Annotated in this window: 12 protein-coding genes; 6 read left to right on the top strand and 6 right to left on the bottom strand. The window is 75.1% G+C overall.

Annotated features, from left to right (window positions below):
- Positions 1-11: 11 nt before the first annotated feature.
- The 4 genes from IE308_RS14385 to IE308_RS14370 all read right to left on the bottom strand — a co-directional run bounded on the left by IE308_RS14385 (position 12) and on the right by IE308_RS14370 (position 3,253).
- Positions 12-836, bottom strand: coding sequence for an aldo/keto reductase (locus IE308_RS14385; RefSeq protein WP_190218197.1), 825 nt, complete (start codon positions 834-836; stop codon positions 12-14).
- A gap of 93 nt (positions 837-929) precedes the next feature.
- Complete coding sequence (locus IE308_RS14380; protein ID WP_190218196.1) at positions 930-1,352, bottom strand: GlcG/HbpS family heme-binding protein; 423 nt, start codon at positions 1,350-1,352, stop codon at positions 930-932.
- Positions 1,353-1,410: 58 nt separating this feature from the next.
- Entirely contained in the window at positions 1,411-2,622 is a 1,212-nt protein-coding gene (locus IE308_RS14375) for an MFS transporter (RefSeq protein WP_190218195.1), read from the bottom strand.
- A gap of 223 nt (positions 2,623-2,845) precedes the next feature.
- Positions 2,846-3,253, bottom strand: a complete 408-nt coding sequence (locus tag IE308_RS14370; protein ID WP_110626739.1) for a CoA-binding protein — start codon at positions 3,251-3,253, stop codon at positions 2,846-2,848.
- Positions 3,254-3,404: 151 nt separating this feature from the next.
- Here IE308_RS14370 and IE308_RS14365 point away from each other — a divergent pair, with 151 nt between their 5' ends.
- The 5 genes from IE308_RS14365 to IE308_RS14345 all read left to right on the top strand — a co-directional run bounded on the left by IE308_RS14365 (position 3,405) and on the right by IE308_RS14345 (position 9,934).
- A complete protein-coding gene (locus IE308_RS14365; protein ID WP_190218194.1) occupies positions 3,405-4,238 on the top strand; it encodes a hypothetical protein in 834 nt (277 codons plus the stop codon).
- Positions 4,235-4,777 (top strand): SixA phosphatase family protein, encoded by a 543-nt coding sequence (locus tag IE308_RS14360; RefSeq protein WP_190218193.1) that lies wholly within the window; start codon positions 4,235-4,237, stop codon positions 4,775-4,777. The genes IE308_RS14365 and IE308_RS14360 overlap by 4 nt, the downstream gene beginning before the upstream one ends.
- Before the next feature lie 69 nt (positions 4,778-4,846).
- Positions 4,847-5,473: a YigZ family protein gene (locus tag IE308_RS14355; RefSeq protein ID WP_110626736.1), complete on the top strand. Its 627-nt coding sequence runs from the start codon at positions 4,847-4,849 to the stop codon at positions 5,471-5,473.
- Between the two features lie 116 nt (positions 5,474-5,589).
- Complete coding sequence (locus tag IE308_RS14350; protein WP_190218192.1) at positions 5,590-6,753, top strand: exonuclease SbcCD subunit D; 1,164 nt, start codon at positions 5,590-5,592, stop codon at positions 6,751-6,753.
- 190 nt (positions 6,754-6,943) lie between these two features.
- Positions 6,944-9,934: an AAA family ATPase gene (locus tag IE308_RS14345; RefSeq protein ID WP_190218191.1), complete on the top strand. Its 2,991-nt coding sequence runs from the start codon at positions 6,944-6,946 to the stop codon at positions 9,932-9,934.
- On the opposite strand, the gene IE308_RS14340 is transcribed toward IE308_RS14345, so the two are convergent.
- Entirely contained in the window at positions 9,928-10,374 is a 447-nt protein-coding gene (locus tag IE308_RS14340; protein ID WP_110626733.1) for an Lrp/AsnC family transcriptional regulator, read from the bottom strand. The genes IE308_RS14345 and IE308_RS14340 overlap by 7 nt on opposite strands.
- Positions 10,375-10,500: 126 nt before the next feature.
- Between IE308_RS14340 and IE308_RS14335 the strand changes: the two genes are divergently transcribed.
- Entirely contained in the window at positions 10,501-10,983 is a 483-nt protein-coding gene (locus tag IE308_RS14335) for a rhodanese-like domain-containing protein (protein WP_110626732.1), read from the top strand.
- A gap of 46 nt (positions 10,984-11,029) precedes the next feature.
- Here the strand turns inward: IE308_RS14335 and IE308_RS14330 are convergent, their stop codons facing one another.
- Entirely contained in the window at positions 11,030-12,718 is a 1,689-nt protein-coding gene (locus IE308_RS14330; RefSeq protein WP_190218190.1) for a DUF885 domain-containing protein, read from the bottom strand.
- Positions 12,719-12,813 lie beyond the last annotated feature (95 nt).

Genomic DNA, 12,813 nt, shown 5'->3' with positions numbered 1-12,813 from the left:
GGACGGCGGCCTCAGTCGAGGGTGTCGGGGTGCGGCCCGGTGCGCAGGTCGCGGTCGAGCGCGGCGATTGCCGTCATCTCCTCCTCCGACAGCGAGAAGTCGAAGACGTCGATGTTCTCGCGGATCCGGGCCGGGGTGACCGACTTGGGGATCACCACGGTGCCGAGCTGGACGTGCCAGCGCAGCACGACCTGGGCCGGGGACTTCCCGTGCCGCCCGGCGATCGCGGTGATCGCGTCGTCGCCGAGCACCGCGCCCTGGGCGAGCGGGCTCCAGGCCTCCGTGACGATGCCCAGCTCGGCGTGGAGGGCGCGCAGTTCGGCCTGCTGGAGGCCGGGGTGCAGCTCGATCTGGTTGACGGCCGGGACGAGCGAGGCGCCGTCCAGCAGCCGTCGCAGGTGCGCGGGCTGGAAGTTGGAGACGCCGGCGGCACGGACCCGGCCGTCGGCGACGAGCCGCTCGATGGCCTTCCACGACTCCCGGTACAGGTCGCGGCCCGGGGCGGGCCAGTGGATCAGGTACAGGTCGACGTGGTCCAGGCCGAGCCGGGCCAGGCTGTCGTCGAAGGCCCGCAGGGTGGCGTCGTAGCCCTGGTCGGCGTTCCACAGCTTGGTGGTGACGAACAGCTCCTCGCGGGGCAGGCCGGAGGCGGCGAGGGCCGCGCCGACGCCGGACTCGTTGCCGTAGATCGCTGCCGTGTCGACGGAGCGGTAACCGGCCTGGAGGGCCGCGGTGACGGCGGCGGTGGTCTCGGCGTCGGGGACCTGGAAGACGCCGAAGCCGAGCTGGGGGATCTCGACGCCGTTGTTCAGCGTGACGGTGGGGACCGAGGTCATTGCGTGGATTTCCTTGCGTGGTGCGGGGGAGGGGTGGTGCGCCGGGCCCGGGTCCGGGCGTGGCGGCGGTCCTGGGTTTGCGCCGAGGCGGGCTCAGCCGAGGGCCGCCACGGCCGCCGCGGCGAAGGCGTGGTCCTGCTCGGGAGCGCCGCCGCCGACGCCGATCGCGCCGATGGGACGCCCGTCGCGGCGTACGGGCAGGCCGCCCGCGATGAACAGCAGCGGCTTGTCCAGCGCGGTGGGCAGGCTGTGGAACGGGCCGTCCGGCTTGACGGCGTCCACCAGGTCGGCGGTGGCGCTGTCCAGCTGGAGGGCGGTGTAGGCCTTGCGGGTGCTGGTCTCGCCCGAGATCAGCAGCGCCCGGTCGTCCCGCCGGAAGGCCAGCAGATGGCCGCCGGCGTCGAGGACGGTGACGCTGACGGCGACCCCGGCGGCCTCGGCCGCCCGGTGGGCGGCGTCGAGCAGGACCTCGGCGTCGGTGGTGGTCAGCGGGGCGATCGCGGGGGCGGTGGTCATGTCGGTGCTCCTTGCCGTGTGGGAGGTGGGGGGAGTGGTGGGTCGGTCGGTTCGGCCGTCAGTGCCGGGCTGCGGCGGGTACGGCCTCGCGGGCCGGGGAGCCGGTCACCACACGGCCGCCGGTGCGGGCGCGGCGGTGCAGGAACGCGGCGAGGAAGGACAGCAGCAGCGCGAAGCCGGAGAGCAGGGCGCCCACCCAGTTCGGGGAGGTGTAGCCGAGCCCCGCGGCGATGACGATCCCGCCGAGCCAGGCGGCCAGCGCGTTGCCCAGGTTGAAGGCGCCGATGTTGGCGGCCGAGGCCAGGGTCGGGGCGGCCGAGGCCTGGTCGAGCACCCACTTCTGCAGCGGGGGCACGGTGGCGAAGCCCAGCGCGCCGATCAGGGTGAGGGTGACGGCGGCGAGGACCTTGTTGTGGGCGGTCGCCGTGAACAGCAGCAGGGCGAGGGACAGCGCGGCCAGCGAGCCGAACAGCATCGGCATCAGGGCGCGGTCGGCGAACCGGCCGCCGATCAGGTTGCCCGCGAACATGCCCACGCCGAACAGCAGGAGCAGCCAGGTCACGGCACCGGCGGAGTAGCCGGCCACGTCGGTCATCATCGGCGTGATGTAGGTGATCGCGGCGAAGACACCGCCGTAGCCGAAGACCGTCATCGCCATCGCGAGCCAGACCTGGACGTTGCGGAAGGCGGCGAACTCGGCGCGGACGTCGGCGCCCTCGGGCCGGCCCGTCTCGGGCACCAGCTTGGCGACGCCGAGCAGGCCGACGATCCCGAGCGCGGCGACGAGAAGGAAGGTCACGCGCCAGCCCGCGGCCTGCCCGATGTAGGTGCCGAGCGGGACGCCGACGATGTTGGCGACGGTCAGGCCCATGAACATCAGGGAGATGGCCGAGGCCTTCTTCTGCGGGGCCACCAGGTCGGCGGCGACCACCGAGCCGATGCCGAAGAAGGCGCCGTGCGCGAGGGAGGCCACGATCCGGCCGGCGAGCATGAGGCCGAAGGCGGGGGCGAGGGCCGAGAGCGCGTTCCCGACGACGAACAGCGCCATCAGGAACATCAGCATCTTCTTCCGGGACACCTTGGTGCCCAGGACGGTCAGGAGCGGGGCACCGAAGACGACGCCGAGGGCGTAGCCGGAGACCAGCCAGCCGGCGGTCGGGATGGTGACGCCGAAGTCGTCCGCGACCTCGGGCAGCACGCCCATGATCACGAATTCGGTGGTGCCGATCCCGAAGGCCCCGATGGCCAGGGCCAGGAGCGCGAGAGGCATGGAGCAGACCTTCCAAGCGATTGCGTGTAACGCTTACAGGCGAAGACAATAGTTGCAGACGCGGGGTAAATGCAACCGCCGGATGGTTGTGGTCATGAATTGCCGTCGCGTGCAAGTGTTGGGGTGCGAATCCCCGCATGGCTCCGCGCTGATGGAAGCGGCCCGCGACCCGAGGCTGACGCCTGGGGTCCGGGCCGTCGGGAGCTGGGCGCCCGCGCGCCGGCTAGCCGAGCCGCGGTATCTCGATCGCCGGGCAGCGGTCCATCACCATCTCCAGGCCCGCCGCACGCGTGCGCGCGTAAGCGTCCTCGTCGATGACGCCGAGCTGGAACCACACGGCCTTCGCGCCCTTCGCGACCGCCTCGTCCGCGACCGCGCCGGCCAGGTCGCTGTTGACGAAGACGTCCACGACGTCCACGTCGAAGGGGATGTCGGCGAGGGAGGCGTAGCCCTGCTCGCCGTGCACGGTCTCGGCCTTCGGGTGGACCGGCACGACGCGCTTGCCGTACCGCTGGAGCACCGCGGCCACGCCGTAGGCCGCGCGCCCCTGGTTCGACGACAGGCCCACCACCGCCCAGGTGTCGCCCAGCTCGGTCAGGATCTTGCGGATCGTCGCGTCGTCGCCGTACAAGGCGGGTCTCCTCGGTGTCGGGTGACTGCTGTCGTGACGGACAACCGTGCGCGGCCCGGCAGGATTCCACCCGCGGTGCCGTCCGGCCGCCGCTGACCGGAATCCGCGCGACCGGACTGCGCGCGGCCGTCCGCGCGCCTACGCTCACTGCGTGCTGCGCATCACCGACGACCGAACCGGCGAACCCGTCGAGGCCGCCCCCGTCCGCCGGGGCCTGACCCGCGTCGAGGCGCACGCGCCCGGCTGTGACGCCGGCGCCCTGCGTGTGCTGCTCGTCGCCGACCTGCTCGTACGCGCCCTGGAACTCGGCGGCACCCCCGTGTGGGCGCTGCTGAACGCCGAGCGGCAGCGGGCCGAGCTGCGCGCCGGCGCCGCCGCGCTCGGCATCCGGCCGCTGGAGGACAGCCACGACACGACGACCGGACTCGGCGAGGCCCAGATCGTGCACGTCGCCCAGGACCCGGCCGCGGCCCCGGACGGGGTGCTGGTCACGGTGGGGCCTGTGGTGGCTTCACCCTGGGCGTCGACGGCACCGGGGGATCGGGATGGCGTGGTCGGCCGTGGTGGGCCGGTGCCGGGGGATCCCGGTGGGGTGGCCGGGCCCGGTGGGTCGGTTCCAGGGGCTTGGGGTGGTGGGGTCGACCCCGCCGCCGTACGCCTGGCGCTCCTCTCCGTGCCGCGCGGCGCCCCGGTCCGGCTGGACGACGCCTCCCTCGGCGCGGCCGGTGAGACCCTGGCCCGCTGGCGGCGGGCCGTCGCCGACTGGGCGCGCCGCCCGTCCCGGCCGATCCCCGACGACGTGCGCGCCCGGCTCCGCGCCGCCTGGGAGGAGGATCTCGACATCCCCGCCGTCCTGGGTGTCCTGCGCGGCGCGGAGGACGCTGCGCCCGACGAGCTGCCCGAGGGTGCCCGCTTCGAGACGTTCGTCTACGCCGACCGCCTGCTCGGCCTCGACCTCGCCCGCGACCTGGGGGCGCCGGCGTGACCGCCCGCGCGGGCACGGGGCCGCTGCGCCGCCTGGTCGTGCTGCGGCACGCCAAGTCCGCCCGGCCGGAGGACGTGGAGGACCATGAGCGGCCCCTCGCGCGCCGCGGCAGGCGCGACGCCCCCGCGGCCGGGCGCGCGCTCGCCGCGGCCGACCGGCTGCCGGACCTCGCCGTGTGCTCCACCGCGGTCCGCGCCCGCCGGACCTGGGAGCTGGCCTCCGCCGAGTGGGGCACCCCACCGCCCGTGCGCTACGACCCCCGCCTGTACGGCGCCGACGCGCCCACCCTGCTCGACGTGGCCCGCGAGACGCCGCCCGAGACCGGCACCCTGCTGCTGGTCGGCCACAACCCCGGCCTCGCCGACCTCGTCCTCGCCCTGGCCGGCCATGCCCTCGACGACACCCTCGACCGCGTCCGCGCCAAGTTCCCCACGTCGGCGATCGCCGTCCTCACCTGGTACGGCCCCACCTGGTCCGCACTGCATCCGGGCGCCGCCCTCCTGACGGCGGTGGAGGTACCGAGGGGCAGGAAGCACTAGCGGGCGCGGACGTCCATCGAGCGGCGGGCGTCCATAAGGAGCCCCGCGCCCGGTGACTAGGCTGGCCGGATGCAGGACGAGTACCGCACGATCGCCCGCGCCGGCGTGCACGAGACCGAGGTCAACCGCTCCCGCTTCCTGTGCGCCCTCGCGCCGGCGGCCAGTGAGCAGGAGGCGCAGGAGTTCATCGCCGCGGTGCGCAAGGAGCACGCCGACGCCACGCACAACTGCTGGGCGTACGTCATCGGCGCCGACGCCGCCGTGCAGAAGGCCAGCGACGACGGCGAACCCGGCGGCACCGCGGGCGTGCCGATGCTCCAGATGCTGCTGCGCCGCGACATGCGGTACGTCGTCGCCGTCGTCACCCGCTACTACGGCGGCGTCAAGCTCGGCGCCGGCGGCCTGATCCGCGCGTACGGCGGTGCCGTCGGCGAGGCGCTCGACGCGCTCGGCACGCTCACCCGACGCCGGTACCGGCTCGCCACGGTCACCGTCGACCACCAGCGCGCGGGCAAGGTGCAGAACGACCTGCGGGCCACCGGACGCGAGGTGCGGGACGTGCGCTACGGCGAGGCCGTCACCCTGGAGATCGCGCTGCCCGACGCCGACGTGGACGCCTTCCGCGCCTGGCTCGCCGACGCCACGGCGGGCACGGCCGCGTTCGAGCTGGGCGGCGAGGCGTACGGAGACGCCTGAGAACAAGGGCAGTTCGGGCAATTCGGGCGTAATGTCCCGGTGTGGGGCCTGGGGTGACGGGGCGATACGGGAGTAACCACCCGTGATGTCAGACCCGGCCGTTAGTCTCGGGGATCATGCGACTGCTGCACACCTCCGACTGGCATCTCGGCCGGGCCTTCCACCGGGCGCCGATGCTCGACGCCCAGTCCGGGTTCGTCGACCACCTCGTCACGACCGTGCGCGAGCGCGGCGTCGACGCGGTGGTGGTCTCGGGGGACGTGTACGACCGCGCGGTGCCCCCGCTCTCCGCGGTCGAGCTGTTCGACGACGCCCTGCACCGGCTCGCCGCGCTCGGCGTGCCCACGGTCATGATCTCCGGCAACCACGACTCGGCCCGCCGCCTCGGCGTCGGCGCCGGACTCATCGGGCGGGCCGGCATCCACCTGCGGACCGACCCGGCCGCCTGCGGCACCCCGGTGGTGCTCCAGGACTCCTTCGGCGACGTGGCCTTCTACGGACTGCCGTATCTCGAACCGGCCCTGGTGAAGGACGAGTTCGGAGTGGACAAGGCTGGTCACGAGGCGGTGCTCGCAGCCGCCATGGAGCGGGTGCGCGCCGACCTCGCCGGCCGTGCCGCCGGCACCCGCTCCGTCGTGCTGGCGCACGCCTTCGTCACCGGCGGCCGGCCCAGCGACAGCGAGCGGGACATCACCGTCGGCGGTGTGGCCTCCGTCCCGGCCGGCGTCTTCGACGGCGTCGACTACACCGCCCTCGGCCATCTGCACGGCTGCCAGACCATCACCGACCGCGTCCGCTACTCCGGCTCCCCGCTGCCGTACTCCTTCTCCGAGGCCGGCCACCGCAAGACCATGTGGCTGGTCGACCTCGGCGCCGACGGCTCGCTCACCGCGGAGCGCGTCGACTGCCCCGTGCCCCGCCCGCTCGCCCGACTGCGCGGCACCCTGGAGGACCTGCTCGCCGACCCCGCCCTCGCCGAGCACGAGGAGGCCTGGGTCGAGGCCACCCTCACCGACCCGGTCCGCCCCGCCGACCCCATGGCGCGGCTCACCGAACGCTTCCCGCACACCCTCAGCCTCGTTTTCGACCCCGACCGCGCCCCGGACGACCCCGGCGTCTCCTACGCGCGGCGCCTGGCCGGCCGCAGCGACCAGCAGATCGCGGAGGACTTCGTGGCGCACGTGCGCGGCGCCGGACCCGACTCCCACGAGCAGGCCGTCCTGCGCGACGCCTTCGACGCGGTCCGCGCCGACGACGCCGTACGGGAGGTGGCCCGGTGAAGGGGCTCGACCTGCGGCATCCGCCGCGGACCACCCGGCCGACGGCGGCGCGGAGCACCCGGCCGCAGCCGACGGCGGCCACCCGGCGGACGCCGGCGCGGAGCACCCGGCCGCAGCCCACTCGGCAGCAGCCCACCCGGACCCCCCGGCCGACGGTGGCGCGTACCCCCCGGCCCGAGGGAGTCGCCGCATGAGGCTGCACCGGCTCGACATCACCGCCTTCGGGCCCTTCGGCGCCACCCAGAGCGTCGACTTCGACGCGCTGTCCGCCGCCGGGCTGTTCCTGCTGCACGGCCCGACCGGCGCGGGCAAGACCTCCGTCCTCGACGCCGTGTGCTACGCGCTGTACGGCTCGGTGCCCGGCGCCCGCCAGAGCGCCCAGGGCATGACCCTGCGCAGTGACCACGCCGCGCCCGGCACCCGTACCGAGGTCACCCTCGACCTCACCGTCGCCGGCCGCCGTCTGGAGATCACCCGGCAGCCCCCGTGGGAGCGGCCCAAGCTGCGCGGCAAGGGCATGACCACCGACAAGGCCCAGTCCTGGCTGCGCGAGTACGACGCCGCGGCCGGCACCTGGAAGGACCTCAGCCGCTCCCACCAGGAGATCGGCGAGGAGATCACCCAGCTGCTCGGCATGAGCCGCGAGCAGTTCTGCCAGGTCGTCCTGCTGCCCCAGGGGGACTTCGCGCGCTTCCTGCGCGCCGACGCCGAGGCCCGCGGCCGGCTGCTCGGCCGCCTCTTCGACACCCAGCGCTTCGCCGACGTCGAGAAGCGGCTCGCCGAACGCCGCCGCACCACCGAGGCGCAGGCCCGCGACGGCGACGCCGCCCTCCTCGCCGACGCCCACCGCATGCAGCAGGCCGCCGGGGACGCCATGGAGCTGCCCGAGCTGTCCCCCGGCGAGCCGGGCCTGGCCGAGACCGTCCTCGGCGCCGCCGCCGTCGCCCGCGCCACCGCCCGCGAGCAGCTCACCGTCGCCCACTGCCGGCTCGCCGCCGCCGAGTCCGCCCAGGCCGCCGCCGACCGTGCCCTCGCCGACGCCCGCGAACTGGCCCGGCTGCAACGCCGGTTCACCGAGGCGCAGGAGCGGGCCCGGCGCCTGGAGGAGGACGCCGACACGCACCGCGCGGCGCAGGCCCGCATGGACCGGGCCCGCAAGGCGGAGGCCGTGGCCCCCGCGCTGGAGCTGCGCGACGCCGCCGAGGCCGAGCACCGGCGGGCCGCCGCCGCGGAGGCCCGCGCCCGGACCCTGCTGCCGCAGAACCTCGCCGACGCCGGCGCGGCCGGTCTCGCCGCCGCCGCCCGCCGCGCCGCCGAGGAGCTGGGCGGCCTGGAGTCCGCCCGCCGCGCCGAGCAGCGCCTGTCCGACCTGCTCGACGAGCGGGCCGGGCTGGACCGTCAGGAGCGCGCCGACGACGACGTCCTCGCCGAGGCCGAGAGCTGGCTCGACGGGTGGGACGACAGGCGCGCCGCGCTGCAGGCCCGCATCGACACCGCGCAGGAGGCGGCGACCCGCGCCGAACAGCTCGCCGGGCGCCGCGAACCCGCCCAGCAGCGGCTGCGCGCGGCGCGCCTGCGCGACCGCCTGACCGGCGAGGCCGACGGCGCCGCCGCCGAGGAGCGGGCCGCCCGCACCCGGATGCTCGAAGCCAAGGCCCACTGGCTCGACGTACGGGAACGCCGGCTGAACGGCATCGCCGCCGAACTCGCCGCCCGCCTCACCGACGGCGAACCCTGCGCGGTGTGCGGCGCCACCGAGCATCCCGCCCCCGCCCGCAAGGACGCTGGCCACGTCGACCGCGCGGCCGAGGAACAGGCCCTCACCGCCTACCAGGAGGCCGAGGAGGCCCACACCGCACGGGAGCGGCGGCTGGGCGCCGTACGCGAGGAGCTGGCCGCCGCCACCGCCGAGGCCGGCGACACCCCCACCGCGCAGCTCACCCGCGAGGCCGACGAGCTGGAGCGGCAGTACGCCGAGGCGCGGCGCGCCGCCTCCGCCCTGCACGCCGCGCACGAGGAACTGCGCCGCGCCGAGCAGGAGCACGAGCGGCGCACCGCCGCCCGGCAGCAGGCCCAGCTCCGGGCCGCGTCCCGGGCGGCCCGCCGCGACACCCTCGACCGTGAACGGGCGGCGCTGGAGGGGGAGTTGGCGCAGGCCCGGGGCGGCGCCGCCAGCGTCGCGGCACGGGCCGCGGACCTCCAGCGGCAGGCCGCTCGGTTCACCGACGCGGCCGACGCGGCCCGGCTGGCCGAGGACACCGCGCAGCGCCTGAAGGACGCCGACGCGCGTCTCGCCGACGCCGCGTTCCGCGCCGGGTTCGACACCCCGCAGGCCGCGGCCGACGCCCTCCTCGACGACGCCGGCCACCGCGAGCTGCAACGCCGGCTGGACGCCCGGCACACCGAGGAGGCCGCCGTCCGCGCGATCCTCGCCGAGGCCGACACCGCGAGCGCCGCCCGGCGCCCCCCGGCCGCACTCGCCGACGCGGAGGAGGCCGCCTCCGCCGCCGCCCGGCGGCTGCGCGAGGCCGCCTCCGCGCGCGACGCCGCAGCCCGCCGCTGCGCGGAACTGGACCGGCTGTCCGAGCGGGCCACCGCGTCCGTGCGCCGCCTCGCCCCGCTGCGCGAGGAGTACGACCGCGTGGCCCGGCTCGCCGCCCTCACCGCGGGCACCTCCGCCGACAACGAGCGCCGGATGCGCCTGGAGTCGTATGTGCTGGCGGCCCGCCTTGAGCAGGTCGCCGCCGCCGCGACCGCGCGCCTGCAGCGCATGTCCTCCGGCCGCTACACCCTCGTCCACTCCGACGACCGCACCGGCCGCGGCCGCAGCGGACTCGGCCTGCACGTGGTGGACGCCTGGACCGGGCGCGAGCGCGACACGGCCACGCTGTCCGGCGGCGAGACCTTCTTCGCCTCGCTCGCCCTCGCTCTCGGCCTCGCCGACGTGGTCACCGACGAGGCGGGCGGGGTCCGCCTGGACACCCTCTTCATCGACGAGGGCTTCGGCAGCCTCGACGACCAGACCCTCGACGAGGTCCTCGACGTCCTGGACTCTCTGCGCGAACGGGACCGCAGCGTGGGCATCGTCAGCCACGTCCCGGACCTACGGCGCCGTATCCACGCCCAGCTGGAGGTGGTCAAGGGCAGATCCGGTTCCGTGCTGCGGCAGCGCGGTCACTGACTCAGCGGGCGGCGCGGCAGCGGCGAGGAGTACACGATGCTCGTGGTGACCGACCCGAGCGCGCCGATCTTCCCCGACACCTCCTCCAGGTGGCGCATGGAGCGGGCGGCGACCTTGATGACGAAGCAGTCGTCGCCCGTGACGTGGTGCGCCTCCAGGATCTCGGGCGTCACCGCGACCAGGTCGTGGAAGGGCTTGTAGTTGCCGGTCGGGTACCTGAGCCGCACGAACGCCAGGATCGGCAGGCCGAGCCGCTCCGGGTCGACGACGGCGGCATAGCCCTGGATGACGCCGGCCTCCTCCAGCCGCCGGACCCGTTCGGTGACGGCACTGGGAGACATGGACACGGCCCGGGCCAGCTCGGCGAAGCTGGCCCGGCCCTCCCGCTGGAGGACGTCGAGGATGCGCCAGTCGGTGGCGTCCGGGGAAAACACGGTCATCCCCGAGGGATAGCAGGGGAATCCCCGGCGGATCAAGGTCCAGCCCGTGGAACGCCCCTTCAAGGAGATGATCAAGGACCGTAGATTTTCGGTCATCGGATCACCGCCCACGAAAGGCACCGGACGATGACCACCACCACGACCGCCGCCAACCCCGTCCTGCGCGTCGCCCCCGCCGCCCCGGCCGAGGCCGCCGCCTACTTCCGCGCCTCGCTGGTCTTCCACGCCGACGTCTCCGACGTGGCCGCCGCGCTCGCCGCCGACGGCGACCCCGGTTTCGTCGTCCTCGACTCCCGCTCCACCGAGGCCTGGGACCAAGGGCACGTCCCCGGCGCGGTCCACCTGCCGACCGCGCTCATCCCGGAGCAGGCCGAGCAGCTCCTCGACAAGAACGTGCCGGTGGTGACGTACTGCTGGGGCCCCGGCTGCAACGGCGCTACCCGCGCCGCGCTCGCCCTCGCCGAACTCGGCTACCAGGTCAAGGAGATGCTGGGCGGCTTCGAGTACTGGGCGCGCGAGGGCTTCGAGTTCGAGACCTGGCAGGGCCGCGAGCGGCGCGACGCCGACCCGCTCACGGCCCCGGTCGACGGGGACGACTGCGGCTGCTGAACCCCGCCGGGGCGGGGCCGGCCCGGGCACCGGCCCCGCCCCGCCGTCACAGCGCGGACAGCTCCGCGACCAGGTCGTCCAGGCCCAGCGAGCCCTGCGACAGGGCCGCCATGTGCCAGGCCTTCAGGTCGAAGGCGTCGCCGTGCCGCTCGCGGGCCTTCTCGCGGCCCAGCAGCCAGGCCCGCTCGCCGAGCTTGTAGCCGATGGCCTGCCCCGGCATCGTCAGATAGCGGATCAGCTCGCTCTCCACGTGGTCCGCCGGCAGGCTGCTGTGCCGGCCGAAGAACTCCTGCGCCAGATCCACCGTCCACCGCTCACCGGGGTGGAAGGGCGAGTCGGCCGGGATCTCCAGCTCCAGGTGCATGCCGATGTCGACGATGACCCGCACCGCCCGCATCATCTGCGCGTCGAGATAGCCGAGCCGCTGCTCGGCGTCGGTGAGGAAGCCCAGCTCGTCCATGAGGCGCTCCGCGTACAGCGCCCAGCCCTCGACGTTGGCGCTGACCCCGCCGACGGTGGCCTGGTAGCGGGAGAGGGTCGCGGCGACGTACGCCCACTGCGCCAGCTGGAGGTGGTGGCCGGGCACGCCCTCGTGGTACCAGGTGGACACCAGCTCGTACACCGGGAAGCGGGTGCGGCCCATGGCCGGCAGCCAGGTGCGGCCCGGCCGGGAGAAGTCCTCCGTCGGGGCCGTGTAGTAGGGCGCCGCCGCACCGCCGGGCGGGGCGATGCAGGACTCCACGCGCTTGACCGGCTCGGCCAGGTCGAAGTGCGTGCCGTCCAGCTTCCGGATCGCCTCGTCCATCAGCCCCTGGAGCCAGGCCCGGGCCTCCTCGACGCCCTCGATGTGCCGGCCGTGCTCGTCGAGGTGCGCGAGCGCCGCCCACGGCGACTCGGCGCCGGGCAGGATCTTCTCGGCCTCCCGCTCCATCTCGGCGCGCAGCCGGTGGTACTCGGCCCAGCCGTACGCGTACGCCTCGTCCAGGTCCAGGTCGGCGCCGGTGAAGTAGCGGGCGAGGCGCCCGTAGCGCTCCCGGCCCACGCTGTCGGGGGCGCCCTCGACGGCCGGGGCGTACACGTCGCGCATCCAGTCCCGCAGCTCCACCACGGCCGCGGTGGCCGCGCGCGCCGCCTCGTCCAGTTCGGCGCGCAGCGCCTCGGGGCCGGCGGCGGCGAAGTCCTCGAACCAGCCGCGCCCCTCGCCGGTGTCCGCCCACTCGGTGAGCTGCCCGACGAACGTGGCCGTCGGCCGGGGAGCGCCGTACAGCTTGCGCTCCAGGCCGAGCGCGAGGGACTCCCGGTAGCCCGCGAAGGCGGCGGGCACGGCGCGCAGCCGCTCGGCGATCGCCGCCCAGTCCTCCTCCGTCTCCTGCGGGGTGATGGTGAACACCTCGCGGATCTGGTGCGGCGCGGTGTGCAGGTTGCCGACCGCGCGCAAAAGCTCGTCGGCCTCGTGCACGGCGAGTTCCGCGGTCAGCCGCTCCCGCAGCAGCCGTGCGCACCGGCGTTCGGCGTCACTGTCCCCGCCGGGCCGGCGCTCCGCCTCCGCCAGCTTCGCCAGCGTCACCCGCGCCAGCTCCGCCAGCGCCTCGTGTCCCGCCGGTGAGGTGTCGGGCAGCCTGCTCGAACTCTCCGCGACACCCAGGTAGGTGCCGGTGATCGGGTCCAGGGCGATGAGCTCGTCGACGTAGGCGTCGGCGACCTCGCGGGGCAGCGGGATCTTGGTCTCTGACATGCCGACCATCCTCCACCGACGGGCCGCCGCACGTCACGCGGATTGAGCGGCCCGACCGGGCGGGAGCGGCGGTCACAGGGACGGATCGGCCCCGT

The organism is Streptomyces griseosporeus (assembly GCF_014656055.1).
GTDB classification, from domain to species: Bacteria; Actinomycetota; Actinomycetes; order Streptomycetales; family Streptomycetaceae; genus Streptomyces; species Streptomyces griseosporeus.
The sequence above is the reverse complement of the archived record's forward strand: the minus strand, read 5'-3'. Positions and strand labels throughout refer to the sequence as shown.

Excerpts from the sequence above, each read along its gene's own strand:
- IE308_RS14330 (WP_190218190.1), bottom strand. The coding sequence starts at position 12,718 with ATGTCAGAGACCAAGATCCCGCTGCCCCGCGAGGTCGCCGACGCCTAC.
- IE308_RS14380 (WP_190218196.1), bottom strand. The coding sequence starts at position 1,352 with ATGACCACCGCCCCCGCGATCGCCCCGCTGACCACCACCGACGCCGAG.
- IE308_RS14340 (WP_110626733.1), bottom strand. The coding sequence starts at position 10,374 with ATGACCGTGTTTTCCCCGGACGCCACCGACTGGCGCATCCTCGACGTC.
- IE308_RS14350 (WP_190218192.1), top strand. The coding sequence starts at position 5,590 with ATGCGACTGCTGCACACCTCCGACTGGCATCTCGGCCGGGCCTTCCAC.
- IE308_RS14335 (WP_110626732.1), top strand. The coding sequence starts at position 10,501 with ATGACCACCACCACGACCGCCGCCAACCCCGTCCTGCGCGTCGCCCCC.
- IE308_RS14385 (WP_190218197.1), bottom strand. The coding sequence starts at position 836 with ATGACCTCGGTCCCCACCGTCACGCTGAACAACGGCGTCGAGATCCCC.
- IE308_RS14355 (WP_110626736.1), top strand. The coding sequence starts at position 4,847 with ATGCAGGACGAGTACCGCACGATCGCCCGCGCCGGCGTGCACGAGACC.
- IE308_RS14345 (WP_190218191.1), top strand. The coding sequence starts at position 6,944 with ATGAGGCTGCACCGGCTCGACATCACCGCCTTCGGGCCCTTCGGCGCC.
- IE308_RS14375 (WP_190218195.1), bottom strand. The coding sequence starts at position 2,622 with ATGCCTCTCGCGCTCCTGGCCCTGGCCATCGGGGCCTTCGGGATCGGC.